A 14181-nucleotide genomic window follows, 5' to 3' on the forward strand; every position below is an offset into this window, starting at 1 on the left:
GAGCCAGGCCTTGGTTGGGTGAGCACCTATTTTTGATTGTTCTCGACAGAGAGAATGACGGCGCACGTGAAACCGTGCTCCCTTCAGGCACCGTCCCTGAGCAACTGGCTGAACGCCTCCAGTTCACTTTTCTCCACATCGGAAACCAGCACGAAGCGCATGTGGTTGACTTGCCAGGACACCACGTTAAAGCCACGAATCGTCTGGGTCTGCCGCGGCTTGTCTGCCTCCGGCACGGGCAGGATAAACACATTGATGATGTGCCTGGCCCTCCCGTAACTCAGGGCTGCCGTGGTCTGGTGTTGCAGATAATCCAGCCGTCCGCCCAGTAATGGAAACCCCTGCGCCGAGTAATCGAATACCGGCGGCGAGAAGTCGAGTTTGCCGGTGAACCAGGGTTTCACGGTGTGACGGTCGGAGGACACCACATCGTTCAGATGCTCGCCCATCAACGAGCGGACATGGCTGGAGACAGCCTCGTCCATCAGCGGTTGTTCGCTGCCCGGCGTCATTACATAAAGCACCATCGCCAAGGCCAGCGCCGCCGCGGAAAACGTCGGTGCGAACCATTTCTGCCAGCGCTCGACGGCGCGAGTCGCGGGAGCACCAGTGGCAAACACGCTGGCCGCCAACGATGCCGGCGCCGGGTAATACGGCGCCTGGCGCTTCACACTGACCTTCAGCAGTTTCACCTCATCATGCAGCCGCGCGCACTCGGCGCATGCGGCCAGATGCGCAGCCACATCCGCAGCCGCCGCAGGATCGAGTTCCTGATCCAGATAGCCATGCAGTCGTGTCTGGCAAACCGTGCAGTCGAGTTCATTCATGATCGTGCAACTTCAGTAGTTCGAGCTTGAGCATCGCGCGCCCCCGGGCCAGTCTCGACATGACGGTGCCGATGGGGATATCGACCACCAAAGCGATGTCCTTGTAAGGCATGTCTTCGAGTTCTTTCAGCACAATCACCTCACGAAATACCGGCGGCAGGGCGCACAGCGCTTGCTGGATCAGCGCCGCGTTTTCCGTGTGAATAGCCAGCAATTCCGGGGTCTGGCTATGGCTCAGTGCCCCTTCGTCATCGCCAATGTCGTCATCGAAAGCAACCCAATGGCGCCCGGCCGAGGCTTTGAGCCAGGTGTAGCTTTCGTTGCGCACGATGGTCAGAAACCAGGCCTTGGCGTTGCCATCGGCGAAACGCTGCAAAAACCTGAAGGCGCGCAGGGCGCTTTCCTGCACGACATCGCGTGCGGCGCTGTCGTTGCCAGTGAGCCAGCGCGCGAGGTTGTAAGCGGCGTCCAGATGGGGCGCAATCAGGTCCTCAAATCGCTTCATAGTGGCTTCCGCACCGTCACACCCCTATAACCGTGATGCGTCGTCTTTTATTCCCTGAAAAGAATTTTTTCCAGCGCGGAATAAACACTCGTCCCGCAAGGTTTACCTCGTGTCAGCTACATCACTGTAGTCCGCTTGCGAGGACATACCGATGGACATTCAATCAAAACCCCCAGTGCGCACCGACGGCTTGCTGAACCCTGACCGCCGAACGCTGCTCAAGTGCTCGGCGTGGGCCGGAGCAGGGGTCATCTGGGCCCTGAGCGGCGGCATTCCCCGGGCCTTTGCGCTGGATGAGGCAGGCAACGTCGCCGACCCCAAGGCACTGGCCAGCACGTTTCACTTCGTGCAGATCAGCGACTCGCACATCGGCTTCAACAAGGAAGCCAACCCGGAGCCGGCCAAGACATTGCAGGTGGCGATCGACAAGGTCATCAAGCTGCCAAAACCGCCGTCGCTGATTCTGCATACCGGCGACATCACGCACCTGTCCAAGCCTGAGGAATTCGACACTGCGGCACAATTGCTCAAGGGCCTGCCGTCCACCGTGCATTACGTGCCAGGTGAACACGACACCCTCGACGAGGGCGGCGGCAAGCTTTACCTGGAGCGTTACGGCAAGGGCACCAAAGGCAATGGCTGGTACAGCTTCGATGACCACGGCGTGCATTTCATCGCGCTGGTAAACGTCTTCAACTTCCAGGCCGGCCATGAAGCCACCCTTGGCGCCGATCAACTGGCCTGGCTGGCCGATGATTTGCGGGCGGTGACGACCAGTACACCCATTGTCGTGTTTACCCACATTCCGCTGTGGACGATTTATCAGCCTTGGGGCTGGGGCACCGAGGATGGTGATCAGGCGATTGCGATGCTGCGCAAGTACGGTTCAGTGACGGTATTGAACGGGCACATCCATCAGGTCATCCAGAAGGTCGAAGGCAACATCACCTTCCACACCGCCCGTGGCACGGCTTATCCGCAACCTGCACCGGGTGCGGCGCCGGCACCGGGGCCGATGACAGTGGCTGCCGATCAGTTGCGCAATTATCTGGGGATCACCGATGTGCGAGCGACACAGGGCGATCATCCGCTGGCGCTGATTGATTCGACACTGGTCTAGGGGAGGGCGGTCAGATGAAAACGCGACTGTTGGCGGTGGTGTGCGTGATGCTGTCGATGCCGGCGTGGGCTCAGGAGGTGAAGATCGATATCAAGGAGTTCATGTTTGCACCCAAGGATTTGACCGTGGCCGTGGGCACCAAAGTGACGTGGGTGAATGACGACCAGATTCCGCACACGGTGGCAGAAACCCACAAGGTGTTTCGCTCGGGGGCGCTGGATACGAATGACAGTTTTTCCTGGGTGTTCAATACGCCGGGAGAGTTCGAGTATTTTTGTGCGCTGCACCCGCAGATGATCGGGAAGATTGTGGTCACCCAGTAAACAGAAGGGCGCTGGAAGGTATAAAGACCGCAGCCTTCGACAGTTCCGACGTCTGCCGGCTCACTCAGCAGGTATCCCCAGAAACGACAAAGCCCCGAATAATCGGGGCTTTGTCGTACAGAATCTGCTGGCGACGCAGTTTGAGGAAGAGCCGCTCAGGCTTATTATTTTGTAGTTGGCTGCTGCGTACTGTCGCCCGCGTTGGCAGTCGTCACCCAATTACGCGTCTTTGGCGCCAATAGTCGCTCGATGGCGCCACTCAGCATGTTTTCCATCAGATTATCGCGCTCTTGTTCATCCAGCGAATATTGCATCAGCCAACTGGGCGCGCTGTTGAGCAAGGCTGCAATGGCTCGACCCGCGGCCCGTTGCGCCGGTTCGCTCGCGCGGGGTTTGGCTCCGAGCATCAGCAGCAATTTGAGTTCGTATTGCTCGCGCAAGTGGCGAATCTGTTCCTGCTGCTCCTCGTTCAGGCAGCCGCTGTCGCGCTCCGCCAGTCGAAAATGCCAGGGCATTTCCTGGTGCAGATTCAGGTGGGCGCGGATCAGGCTGTTGAGCCTGTCGCGTTTTGCCGGCGCCTGTTGCTCAATGCGCCCCAAGGTTGCCAACAGTTCTTCGTAGAACTCCTCGATCAGGTCAAGCAACAAGTGCTGTTTGCTCGGGTAATGGTAATACAACGAGCCGGGAGCGAGCCCCAGGCAGGTCGACAGTTCCCGCATGCCGACCTGCCCGAAACCCTTGCTGGCGAACAGTTCCAGGACTTTGTCCCGGTACTCGGCGAAGCGTGAGCAGCGCTCATGCATAGGCATGGAAGCCGCGCCCCGTTTTGCGTCCCAGGTAACCGGCGGCGACCATTTCCTTGAGCAGCGGGGCGGGGCGGTATTTGCTGTCGTTGAAGCCGTCGTAGAAGGCTTCAAGAATCGCCAGCACGGTGTCCAGGCCGATCAGATCCGCCAGGGCCAGCGGACCGATGGGTTGGTTGCAGCCCAGGCGCATGCCGGCGTCGATGTCTTCGGCGCTGGCCAGGCCTTCCTGAAACACCAGGATCGCTTCATTGATCATCGGCACCAGAATCCGGTTGACCACGAATCCCGGACGGTTGCCCGCGGTGATCGCGGTCTTGCCGAGGGTTTTTGCCATGTCCAGCGCCAGGGCGTGGGTGGCATCGCTGGTTTGCAGGCCACGAATCACTTCGATCAGGCCCATCACCGGCACCGGGTTGAAAAAGTGCAGGCCGATGAAGCGCTCGGGCTGGCTCACGCTGGCGGCGAGTTGGGTGATAGACAGCGACGACGTGTTGGAGGCGATCACGCACTCGGCGCTGACCTGCGCGGCGATCTGCTGCAACACGCGCAGTTTCAGATCGAGGTTTTCGGTGGCGGCTTCGATCACCAGTTGCACGCTTTGCAGGCTGTTGTAATCGGTACTGGTGCGAATCTTGTCGAGGGCAGCGAGCTTTTGCTCTGGGGTCAGCGTGTCCTTGGCGACCTGCCGATCAAGGTTTTTATCGACGGTCGCGATTGCCCTTTGCAGAGCACTCTCGGAAATGTCGATCAAGGTCACGTTGAAGCCGGCCAGGGCGCAGACTTGCGCGATGCCATTGCCCATGGTGCCAGCGCCGATAACGCCAATGTTCTGTAGGTTCATGTGCATGTCCTTGTGATCAAACCCGTTCGAACAACACGGCGATGCCTTGGCCGCCGCCAATGCACATGGTCGCCAGGGCATAACGGCCCTGACAGCGGTGCAGTTCATGAATGGCTTTGGTGGCGATGATCGCGCCAGTGGCGCCCACCGGATGGCCCAGCGAGATGCCCGAACCGTTGGGGTTGACCTTCTGTGGATCGAAACCCAGCTCTTGCGCTACGGCACAGGCCTGGGCAGCGAAGGCTTCGTTGGACTCGATCACATCAAGGTCGGCGACGGTCAGACCGGCGCGCTTGAGTACCAGGCGGGTGGCGGGAATCGGTCCCAGTCCCATCATTGAGGGCTCAACGCCTGCGTGGGCATAACCCACCAGTCGGGCCATGGGTTTGAGGCCTTGTTCCTGAACAGTTTGGCCGGTGGCCATGATCAGTGCGCCGGCACCATCATTGAGACCAGACGCGTTGCCGGCGGTGACGGTGCCGTCCTTTTTGAAGGCGGGTTTCATGCCGCTCAATTGCTCGGAACTGACCTCAGCCCTTACATGCTCATCCGTCGCAAACGAAACCGTTCCTTTGCGGGTCGCTATTTCAATCGGCACGATCTGCCCGGAAAAACGCCCCTCGGCAATCGCCCGAGCTGCACGCTGCTGGCTGAGAAGCGCCAATTCATCCTGGACCTGACGTGTGATGCCATAGTGCTCGGCGATATTTTCAGCAGTGATCCCCATATGGAAACCGGCAAACGGGTCTTGCAGTGCCCCAAGCATGTAGTCGATGGCCTGCATGTCGCCCATTCGTGCACCCCAGCGCGCCTGCGGCAACAAGTACGCGCCTCGGCTCATGGACTCGACGCCACCGGCCAGCGCAGCGCCCGCATCCCCCAGCATCAAACTCTGCGCGGCACTGACAATCGCTTGCAAGCCCGAACCGCAAAGGCGGTTGACGTTGAAGGCCGGGGTTTCTTTCGTCAGGCCGGCATTCATCGCCACGACCCGGGAGATGTAGGCATCGCGCGCCTCGGTCGGGATCACATGTCCCATCACCGCATGACCGATGTGTTCGGGCGCCAGGCCTGATCGTTCGATAGCGGCGCGGCAAACGTCGGTTGCCAACTGAATAGGCGGCACATCCTTGAGTGAACCGCCAAAGCTGCCGATGGCAGAACGGACGGCGCTCACTACAAAAATATCGGAATGGTTCATGTTGGCTCTCTCGAACAGGTCTTTTTTGTTGGTCACAAGTCTAGAATCAGCAGCGCCACTGGCCTATGCCAAAACTGTTCAAGGGTGATGGCGTTTTTTGCCATGTTCAGATGTGACTAGAGAGACATTCAAATGCGGGAAACGGATTCGGTGGCGGTTTACTTCATGTATCCCATGATCCATGCGCTGCGTGAGAAGCCGCAGCGTCTGCGGTCACTCCTTGAACAGGCGGGAATTGATCCGGCACTGATGGATCAGCCGACGGCACGGGTGCCGGCCACGGCTTTCGCCGCGTTGTGGCTGGCGCAGATTCGTGAGTTGAACGATGAATTTTTCCAGTTGGACTCCCATGGTATGCCGCCGGGCAGTTTTGCCTTGATCTGTCGGGCATTGATTCAGGAGCCGACGCTGGAAAAAGCCATGCGTCAGTGTCTGGCCAATTTCGCCTTGTTCCTGAGTGATTTTCGCGGCACGTTGAGTGTGCGTGGCAAGCGTGCGGTCATCAGCTTGCAGACCCGCTCGCAGAACAGCGAGGTCAGCCGGCTGGGCGAAGAAACGTTTTTGGTGTTGATGATCAGTCTGCTGTGTTGGCTGGGCGGGCGCCGAATTCCCATCGATCGTGCGGACTTTCGTCATCAGCGTTTGTCGCTGCGTGATGACGCCTTGCTCTGGGGGCCCAACCTGACCTTTGGCACCGAGCACACTGAAATCGAGTTCGCCAGTCACTACTTGCGGCTGCCGGTGGTTCAGGACCTTGCCTCGCTGAAAGTGTTTTTGCGCACCGCACCGCAATGGCTGGTGATCCGCTTCCGCAACCAGCATGGGCTGGCATCGCAGGTTCATCAGCGCCTGCGCCATAGCCATTACAGCGAATGGCCGACCTTGCAGGACTTCGCCCTGGAACAGCACCTGAGCCCCAGTACCTTTCGCCGGAAACTGGGACGTGAAGGCTGTTCGTATCAGGAGATCAAGGATGAAGTGCGGCGCGGGGTGGCGTTTGAACGGTTGCGCCAGAGCAAGGCGAGCATCAGCGATATTGCCGGACAGTTGGGGTTTCAGGAGCCGAGTGCGTTTCACCGCGCCTTCAAAAAATGGACGGGGGAGAGCCCGGGGCAATACCGTTTGCGGTTTCAAGGTCGCGATGATTAACCAATCCGAAAACCATCCGTCCAGCCAGGGCAGCCTCGCTAAATTCAGAGCCGCATCATTGGCAGTGGGCTCAGTGGGTTCGTTAGCAGTCGCTTGAGCGAAAGCTGAACCAGGCGAAAGTGAAATCCTGCATCAGGAAAGGCCGAGAATATCTCACGTCGCGTCCGTCGTGAGAGTCCAAAAGTAACCGCACCGCGGGAGACGTCGATCCAATCGGCTTTGCGAAATACCTCTGCAAGGTTCTGTGGATCGCTATGGGACCGAGTTATTTTATGGTGGTTGCGAATGATCAAGATAATTTCTTGCGCCCAATCCAGCTTGTCGATTTCCTTGAGGAAGTCTTCCGCCAATTGCTCCGACGGGGGCAAATAATCAAACGTCTTGGCCGTCCATATACCAAGATCATGAAATACCCCGGCCAACACTATCTTTTCCAGATTTACAGCGTCCAGCGTGCTGAGCGAGCAACAAAAGTTGATGACTCGGTACACATGATTTCGGTATCCGGTGAAGTCATCGCCGAGGTTTCCGGCGTAGCGCTGAAGCAGTTCGTCCAGCAGCTCAATTTTGGTGAGCACTGTTCCATCCTCCTTGTTTGGAGGGGGCTACTTTATAGGCTTGGATGCTTTGAATAAAGGCGCCCAGTGGAGAGCGCGTCACGGACATGCATGCTCGGCAGCGTGCATGGCCAGGTAGGCTTTGAGGTTTTCGTCACTGATGCCCAAGGTGCACAAGATTTTAGCCATGAAACTGACCGGAGCAGTACCTGGAGCTGTAACTACGCGCTTATCAGCTACTGCATAGGGGACGTCCTGATAGTAAGCCGCTCCACCATAATTCAGTTTCGACAGGTTCTCTGCCGAGTTGGAAGTGTGACGGAGATTATCGAGCACACCCGATTGCGCTAGCACACGGGTACCGTCGCAAATGCCTGCGACGATGGCGTGTTTTTCATAGGCTGCGCTAACCAGGGCAGTGATATTGGGGGCCTGATCGGTCTGCCAAATAGTACCTCCACATATTATTAGCAGGTCGAGTTCATCAAGCGGGATGTCCTCGAGCGCTAACTGCGGGGTGACGATCATGCCTCCAGAGGAGGTGACAGGGGTACCTTGGGGCGTAGCGAAGCGCGTATCAAAGCCGTAATAGGCTCGACCAGTGGAGTTGATCAGGGCGGTTTCCCAATCTGAAAAGTTCTCGGTGATGATGGTAATGGCGCGTGTCATAAGAGAGTCCTTCTCTGATTGCGTTGATAAATATCTGAGGAATCGCCTTTCCTCACATGAACTCAAAGAGTAACAAGCACGACCGTCAGTTTCTGTCAGTAGTGTTTCTCAAGGCTCACATGCCCGATGTCGGTGAAATGATTTGTTACCTGGATACCATTTTTCACCCATTTGGGGCGCACTGGGCCATTTCGTAGCACGCGGCGAGCACCACGCTGATCTGAAGATCATCGCTTCTTGAGTCGAAACTCCTTTCCAATTAAGAGCTTGAAGCAGTGCCAAGCAGCCTGGCACGGTTTCTGCTGTTTTGAATCAATGGATAATTGGATACAAAACTGCAAAGGGTGATTTTATGCAATTCGCTCCCGCTTACGTTGAACGTCAGCCCCTGACCGCCGAGGAGGAGGCTTACAACTTTCTGCTGGAAGCGATCTGTGGCGGCCGTTACCGCAAAGGCGACCGGTTGATCGCCGAGGACATCGCCACTGAGATCGGCATGAGCCGCATGCCGGTGCGCGAAGCCTTCCGGCGCCTCGATGCTCAAGGCCTGGTGACCTTGCGGCCCAACCGCGGAGCCATAGTCAGCGGCCTGAACATCGACGAACTGCACGAAGTCTTCGAGATGCGCAGTGCCCTTGAAGGCCTGGCCATCCGCGTCGCTGTGGGCAAGATCGGCGAGCGTCAGTTGGCGGCTCTCGAACGCATGCTGGACGAGATGGATGACTACCGCGATGAAAGCGCCGAATGGGTCAGCCGTCATCGGGCATTCCATGAATACCTGTGCAGCCTCAGCGGCCGTCCGCGTTTGATGAAGCAAATCTCGGCCCTGTATTCGCTGATCGAGGCGCCCATGCGCCTGTGGCTGCAACACGGTGAAAAGCCCTTGAGTGCCCGCCAGGAACACGCGGTGATCCTTGACGCCATTCGCTCAGGCGATGCCGACCAGGCCGAGTCGGTGGTGCGTCGGCACATCGAAGGCACAGTGCCGGCGCTGATTCAGTTCCTGCAATCGGAAAAATAGAATCGGGCTCGAGCCCGACCGTGTTTTGACTTTGAGTACTGCCCCGTTACTAAACAACTGGAGTGTCTGGTCATGCATAAACGCCGTGTGTTGCTCGCTGCTGTATCCCTGGGACTCTGCGCACAGTGGGCGTTCGCCACGCCCCAGGTGCCGGAGCGACTGCAAAAGGCCGAAAAACTCACGTATTGCTCGGGCATGGATTCACCCCCTCTGGTGTCTTTCGATGAGGCGCAGAAACCCAGGGGCCTGACTGTCGATCTGGGGCTGGAAATCGCCAAGCGCCTGGGAGACAAATCGGTGCAATGGCGGGTCATTCCATTCTCCGGGTTGCTGCCGGCATTGCTCGCCCAGCAGTGCGACATGATCGTCGATCAGCTGTTCGACAAGCCCGAGCGGCGTGAGGTGATCGACATCGTCAACTACATGTATTCCAGCCAGTCAGTGGTCGTTCCCAAAGGCAATCCCAAGGGCATCAAAACCCTGGATGGACTGTCTGGACACAAGGTGGCAGTGCTCAATGGCTCCACGATCAAAACCTTGTTGGACGCCGAGAACGAAAAGCTCACCAAGGCCGGCAAGACACCGATGAAACTGGTGGTTTACAACACTGACACTGATGCCTTCCAGGCGCTGCGTATCAGTCAGGTGGACGCCTACGGCACCACCGTAGAAACAGCAGGTTACTACGCCGCAATGGCGCCCGATTTATTCGAGGAAGGGGTGCCAGCCTTCAGCCGGATTCTTACGGGTTTAGGGACCCGCAAGGATGATTCCCAGCTCACCACCGCAGTACAGCAGATCATCAGTGACATGCGCAGTGACGGCAGTTACGTGCAGTTGTTGAGCAAATGGCATGTTTCCAGCGACACACTCGACTGAGGCGAGCGCTCGATGAATTTCAATTGGGATGTGTTCTGGCAATACCTTTTGCAGCCCAGCGGGGTGTACCTCACTGGGCTCTGGCTGACCTGCCTGATCAGTGTGCTGGCAATGGCGTTGGGCTGCGTGCTGGGGCTGGCAGCGGCGCTGATGCGTCTGTCGCGCAACCCGTTGCTCAACCTGCCGGTACGGTTCTATGTGTGGCTGATGCGCGGCACACCGCTGTTGGTGCAGATCGTTTTTCTCTATACCGCTTTGGCGGCCGACGGCATCTTCCGTTTCGAGGACATGGAACTGTTTGGTTTGGTGGTGCCGGGCAATATTCAGGCAGCGATCATCGCCCTGGGCCTGAACGAAGGCGCCTACATGGCCGAGATCATTCGTGCCGGGATCGGTGCCGTGGACAAGGGGCAATACGAGGCTGGACGTTCGCTGGGCATGACCTTCGCCAAACTGATGCGGCGTATCGTTTTGCCTCAGGCGTTCCGGGTCATCGTTCCGCCGTTGGGCAACGAATTCAACGTGATGCTCAAGAATACGACGCTGGTCAGCGTGATTGGCGTGCAGGAGTTGCTGCTGAGTACGCAAATGGTCACGTCGGCGACATTCCGGGTATTTGAACTGTACCTGGTGGTGGCGATTTATTTCCTGCTGCTGACCACCCTCTGGGGCTTCTTCCAGCGTTGGCTGGAAGCGCGTTTCGGACAGTCCGATCGACCCGCACCGCCAGCGGCTGGCAGTCGCATGTTTGGCCGCGGAACGCTGAAATTGCTGAGGGGGCGTTAAGCATGGCGCACAAAAGTGAAGAACTGATTATCGAGGCCCTGGACATTCATAAGTCCTTCGGCAACCTGGAGATTCTCAAGGGGATTTCCTTGCAGGTGCGGCGTGGTGAAGTGGTGGTGTTGATCGGTGCATCGGGTTCAGGCAAGACCACCTTCATTCGCTGCATCAACCTGCTGGAAGACATTCAAGGCGGGCGCATACGCGTCAACGGTCGCTCCATGGGCTACCGCGAGCGCGCCGACGGCAGCCTGGTGCGCGACTCGGAGCGCAACATCGCTCGCCAGCGTCGGGACATCGGCATGGTCTTTCAACGTTTCAATCTGTTCCCCCACATGACCGCGCTGGAAAACATCATTGAGGCACCGATCCAGGTGCTCGGTGTGCCACGCGCCGAAGCGTTGGAACAGGCCCGGGCCTTGCTCGCCCGGGTCGGTCTGGCGGACAAGGCCATGCATTATCCGTCGATGTTGTCCGGTGGACAGCAGCAGCGCGTGGCGATCGCCCGGGCGCTGGCGATGAAACCTCAAGCCATGCTGTTCGACGAGCCCACCAGCGCCCTGGATCCGGAAACCGTCGGCGAGGTCCTGCAGGTGATGAAGCAGTTGGCCGAGGACGGCATGACCATGGTGGTGGTCACCCATGAGATGGGTTTTGCCCGGGAAGTCGCTGATCGCGTGGTGGTCCTCGATCAGGGCGAATTGATCGAACAGGGTCCACCGGAACAGATCTTCAGTCGACCGACACACCCGCGAACCCAGGCCTTTCTCAGCCGTGTGCTGTGACTTTTTCAGTCGGGTCTTTCTTACCCGGTAATGGAACCGGATACCTGCGGCCAATGAATCTTTGTTTGGAAGAGCTTTTGCCATGTTGAAATTTTCTGCCCACGAATATCCCTATCCGTCGCAACGTCAGAGTGTGTTTGCCCGCCGTGGCATGGTTGCGGCTTCACAGCCCCTGGCCGCCGAGGCCGGTATCGAAATCATGCGCAACGGCGGCAATGCCATTGATGCCGCGATCGCTACAGCGGCGGCGCTAACTGTAGTTGAACCCACCGGCTGCGGCTTGGGCGGCGACGCCTTTGCTCTGGTCTGGAGCAAAGGCCAATTGCACGGGCTGAACGGCAACGGTCAAGCCCCGGCAGCGCTGTCTATCGATGCAGTCAAGGCGTGTGGTCACGAGCAGATGCCGCTTTATGGCTGGACGCCGGTCACGGTGCCCGGTTGCCCTTCGGCCTGGACGGAGTTGTCCAAACGGTTCGGCAAGCTGCCCTTTGCCGAGTTGCTGCAGCCCGCCATCAGTCTGGCCCGGGAGGGCTTTCCAGTGTCGCCGGTGGTCGCCCGACAGTGGCAGACTGCTCTGGATGAATTCAGCCCCCATCGAGACCCGGTGCTCGACGCCTGGTTCGACACGTTCCTGATTGATGGTCGTGCACCAAAGGCCGGTGAATTATTCCGTAACCCGGCGCAAGCCCGAACGCTGGAAGAACTGGCGGACAGCGCTTGCGAAAGCCTCTATCGCGGCGCTCTGGCTCAGCGTCTGGATGCCCATTCCCGCGCCACCGGCGGCTACCTGCGAGCCAGCGACCTGCAGGACTATCGCGCCCAATGGGTGGATCCGATCAGCATCAACTACCGCGGCTACGATGTGTGGGAAATCCCCCCAAGCGGGCAAGGATTGGTGGCCCTGATGACCCTGAAAATCCTCCAGGGTTTCGACTTCGATCATCGCGACAGCCAGCAGACCTGGCATCGTCAATTGGAAGCCATGAAGCTGGCCTACAGCGATGGCCTGCATTACATCACCGATCCGCTGCACATGCGTGTGGCGGTGGCTGATCTTCTCAGCGACACCTATAGCCGCCAACGCCGTGAACAGATCGTTGATCAGGCTCAGCAACCTGATCCCGGCGATCCTCACGCCAGCGGTACGGTGTACCTGGCCACGGCAGATGCGCAGGGCAATATGGCGTCCTTCATCCAGAGTAACTACCACGGCTTCGGTTCTGGCGTGGTGCTGCCAGACAGCGGCATCGCCTTGCAGAACCGCGGACAGGAATTCAGTCTCGACCCTGACCACGCCAACTGCCTGGCACCGGGCAAAAAAACCTTTCACACCATCATTCCCGGTTTCATCAGTAAAGGTGACGCGCCGGTAGGACCGTTCGGCGTCATGGGTGGCTACATGCAGCCCCAAGGCCATGTGCAGATGGTCATGAATCTGGTGGATTTTGGTCTCAACCCCCAAGCCGCGCTGGACGCACCGCGTTGGCAATGGCTGGGGGATATGAAGGTCGGCATCGAGCAGGGGGCGTCTCGGGACTTGGCCGCTTCGCTGGCACGACGCGGACATAAGGTTCAGGTCGACTGCGACCTGATCAACTATGGGCGAGGGCAGATCATCATCCGTGACCCGAACACCGGTGTGCTGTGCGGCGGCACCGAGCCGCGGGCCGATTCCCATATTGCTGTTTGGTAACGGGGAGCTGAAAACAAAGGCGACTCGGCCTGCTATTCCTGCTTTTGAGGTTGGGTCGGTTGCCCGAAGGGCAGGCTGGAAAAATGGTTGTAGCCAGGCAGCACCCTGCGGTGCTGTCTGGGTATGTTCAGGTTGAAGGCCTGGGCAAGTCATCGTCGAGGGCGAATGGCATGCCGGCCGGGTTTAGTAAGGCTCATCACAGAATGCACCTTAATAATGAAGGAAAAATCAGAATACTTTGTACAAAATTATCGAAAAAGCCTGTGTTGGAATTAATAATTAATTCATAAAAAAAGGCACTTCCCCTAACCTTTAAGTATCAATTGCGGAGGTGCATTCATGTTGATTTTCATTAAGTCGATGATCATTGGGCTTTGTATTGCAGCCCCTGTGGGACCCATTGGGCTGTTGTGCATACAGAGGAGCCTTGCGCTTGGATGGAGGGCAGGTTTCGCGACAGGATTAGGGGCGGCCACAGCCGATTCGATCTATGGATTTGTCGGTGCGCTGGGGGTCACAGTCATCATAGCGACACTCATTAGCTTTAAGCCATGGTTGTGTATTTTGGGGGGGATGTTCCTCGCGTACATTGGTTATCAAACAATAAAATCGAAAGCGAGCTCAACAGCCCTGTCGGGTGAACGGGCCAACCTGTTAAAAGCCTACTTGAGTACTCTGTTTTTGACACTGTCGAACCCAATGACCATCCTGTCGTTTATCGCGATATTTGCCGCCATGAGTGATGGCATGGCTAATGATCAAAGTGGTCAGCATTCAGTGCTGCCTATGGTGACAGGTATATTTCTAGGCTCGGCTGTCTGGTGGCTGGGATTGAGCGGATTCTCCTCCATATTCAAGACCAGAATTTCCCAATCAAAGCTCAGGTTGATCAACTATTTTTCCGGGTCAACCATAACCATTCTGGGTGCCTACCAAGTAGCAACTGGTGTTATGCTGGCCACAGGAGCTTAAGCGGGAAATGAGACAAGGCTTATTTCTCATTGGCTGATGAGTAAGCCTTG

16 protein-coding genes are annotated in these 14181 nt (G+C 57.8%); 9 read left to right on the forward strand and 7 right to left on the reverse strand.

The window, feature by feature from the left end; all coding sequences use genetic code 11:
• Nucleotides 1-83 precede the first annotated feature (83 nt).
• Together AC1RO5_RS00670 and AC1RO5_RS00675 are read right to left on the reverse strand one after the other, a co-directional pair.
• The gene (locus tag AC1RO5_RS00670) at nucleotides 84-827 is read right to left on the reverse strand and encodes an anti-sigma factor family protein (RefSeq protein WP_493171837.1); all 744 of its coding nucleotides are present in this window, start codon (nucleotides 825-827) and stop codon (nucleotides 84-86) included.
• Complete coding sequence (locus tag AC1RO5_RS00675; protein WP_493171839.1) at nucleotides 820-1332, reverse strand: sigma-70 family RNA polymerase sigma factor; 513 nt, start codon at nucleotides 1330-1332, stop codon at nucleotides 820-822. Before AC1RO5_RS00675 ends, AC1RO5_RS00670 begins: the two co-directional genes overlap by 8 nt.
• A 151-nt stretch (nucleotides 1333-1483) precedes the next feature.
• Between AC1RO5_RS00675 and AC1RO5_RS00680 the strand changes: the two genes are divergently transcribed.
• Both AC1RO5_RS00680 and AC1RO5_RS00685 read left to right on the forward strand, forming a co-directional pair.
• Nucleotides 1484-2452 (forward strand): metallophosphoesterase family protein, encoded by a 969-nt coding sequence (locus tag AC1RO5_RS00680; protein WP_493171841.1) that lies wholly within the window; start codon nucleotides 1484-1486, stop codon nucleotides 2450-2452.
• A 14-nt stretch (nucleotides 2453-2466) separates the two neighbouring features.
• Nucleotides 2467-2775 (forward strand): cupredoxin domain-containing protein, encoded by a 309-nt coding sequence (locus tag AC1RO5_RS00685; protein WP_493171842.1) that lies wholly within the window; start codon nucleotides 2467-2469, stop codon nucleotides 2773-2775.
• A gap of 164 nt (nucleotides 2776-2939) precedes the next feature.
• Here the strand turns inward: AC1RO5_RS00685 and AC1RO5_RS00690 are convergent, their stop codons facing one another.
• From AC1RO5_RS00690 to AC1RO5_RS00700, 3 genes are read right to left on the reverse strand one after another with little or no spacing between them, the layout of a single operon-like run.
• On the reverse strand, nucleotides 2940-3584 hold the full coding sequence (locus AC1RO5_RS00690; RefSeq protein WP_493171844.1) for a TetR/AcrR family transcriptional regulator: 645 nt from the start codon (nucleotides 3582-3584) through the stop codon (nucleotides 2940-2942).
• Nucleotides 3571-4422: a 3-hydroxybutyryl-CoA dehydrogenase gene (locus AC1RO5_RS00695; protein WP_493171846.1), complete on the reverse strand. Its 852-nt coding sequence runs from the start codon at nucleotides 4420-4422 to the stop codon at nucleotides 3571-3573. Before AC1RO5_RS00695 ends, AC1RO5_RS00690 begins: the two co-directional genes overlap by 14 nt.
• A 16-nt stretch (nucleotides 4423-4438) precedes the next feature.
• The gene (locus AC1RO5_RS00700) at nucleotides 4439-5623 is read right to left on the reverse strand and encodes an acetyl-CoA C-acyltransferase family protein (RefSeq protein WP_019649225.1); all 1185 of its coding nucleotides are present in this window, start codon (nucleotides 5621-5623) and stop codon (nucleotides 4439-4441) included.
• Between the two features lie 132 nt (nucleotides 5624-5755).
• On the opposite strand from AC1RO5_RS00700, the gene AC1RO5_RS00705 reads away from it, so the two are divergent.
• A complete protein-coding gene (locus AC1RO5_RS00705) occupies nucleotides 5756-6772 on the forward strand; it encodes an AraC family transcriptional regulator (protein WP_493171848.1) in 1017 nt (338 codons plus the stop codon).
• Between the two features lie 44 nt (nucleotides 6773-6816).
• Here the strand turns inward: AC1RO5_RS00705 and AC1RO5_RS00710 are convergent, their stop codons facing one another.
• On the reverse strand, nucleotides 6817-7350 hold the full coding sequence (locus tag AC1RO5_RS00710) for an HD domain-containing protein (protein ID WP_493171850.1): 534 nt from the start codon (nucleotides 7348-7350) through the stop codon (nucleotides 6817-6819).
• A 78-nt stretch (nucleotides 7351-7428) separates the two neighbouring features.
• Nucleotides 7429-7998, reverse strand: a complete 570-nt coding sequence (locus AC1RO5_RS00715; RefSeq protein WP_493171852.1) for a type 1 glutamine amidotransferase family protein — start codon at nucleotides 7996-7998, stop codon at nucleotides 7429-7431.
• 352 nt (nucleotides 7999-8350) lie between these two features.
• Here AC1RO5_RS00715 and AC1RO5_RS00720 point away from each other — a divergent pair, with 352 nt between their 5' ends.
• The 6 genes from AC1RO5_RS00720 (at nucleotide 8351) to AC1RO5_RS00745 (ending at nucleotide 14131) form a co-directional block, all read left to right on the forward strand.
• Nucleotides 8351-9019, forward strand: coding sequence for a GntR family transcriptional regulator (locus AC1RO5_RS00720; protein ID WP_493171854.1), 669 nt, complete (start codon nucleotides 8351-8353; stop codon nucleotides 9017-9019).
• A 72-nt stretch (nucleotides 9020-9091) separates the two neighbouring features.
• Nucleotides 9092-9898, forward strand: a complete 807-nt coding sequence (locus AC1RO5_RS00725; protein WP_493171856.1) for an ABC transporter substrate-binding protein — start codon at nucleotides 9092-9094, stop codon at nucleotides 9896-9898.
• Nucleotides 9899-9910: 12 nt separating this feature from the next.
• Complete coding sequence (locus AC1RO5_RS00730; RefSeq protein ID WP_493171858.1) at nucleotides 9911-10684, forward strand: amino acid ABC transporter permease; 774 nt, start codon at nucleotides 9911-9913, stop codon at nucleotides 10682-10684.
• A 2-nt stretch (nucleotides 10685-10686) separates the two neighbouring features.
• On the forward strand, nucleotides 10687-11466 hold the full coding sequence (locus tag AC1RO5_RS00735; RefSeq protein WP_493171859.1) for an amino acid ABC transporter ATP-binding protein: 780 nt from the start codon (nucleotides 10687-10689) through the stop codon (nucleotides 11464-11466).
• An 82-nt stretch (nucleotides 11467-11548) separates the two neighbouring features.
• A complete protein-coding gene (locus AC1RO5_RS00740; RefSeq protein ID WP_493171861.1) occupies nucleotides 11549-13159 on the forward strand; it encodes a gamma-glutamyltransferase family protein in 1611 nt (536 codons plus the stop codon).
• Between the two features lie 339 nt (nucleotides 13160-13498).
• Nucleotides 13499-14131 carry a LysE family translocator gene (locus AC1RO5_RS00745; protein ID WP_493171863.1) on the forward strand — a complete coding sequence of 211 codons (633 nt, stop codon included), beginning with the start codon at nucleotides 13499-13501 and terminating at the stop codon, nucleotides 14129-14131.
• The last annotated feature ends 50 nt before the right edge of the window (nucleotides 14132-14181 follow it).

Source organism: Pseudomonas sp. GW822-FHT02G04 (genome assembly GCF_058802085.1).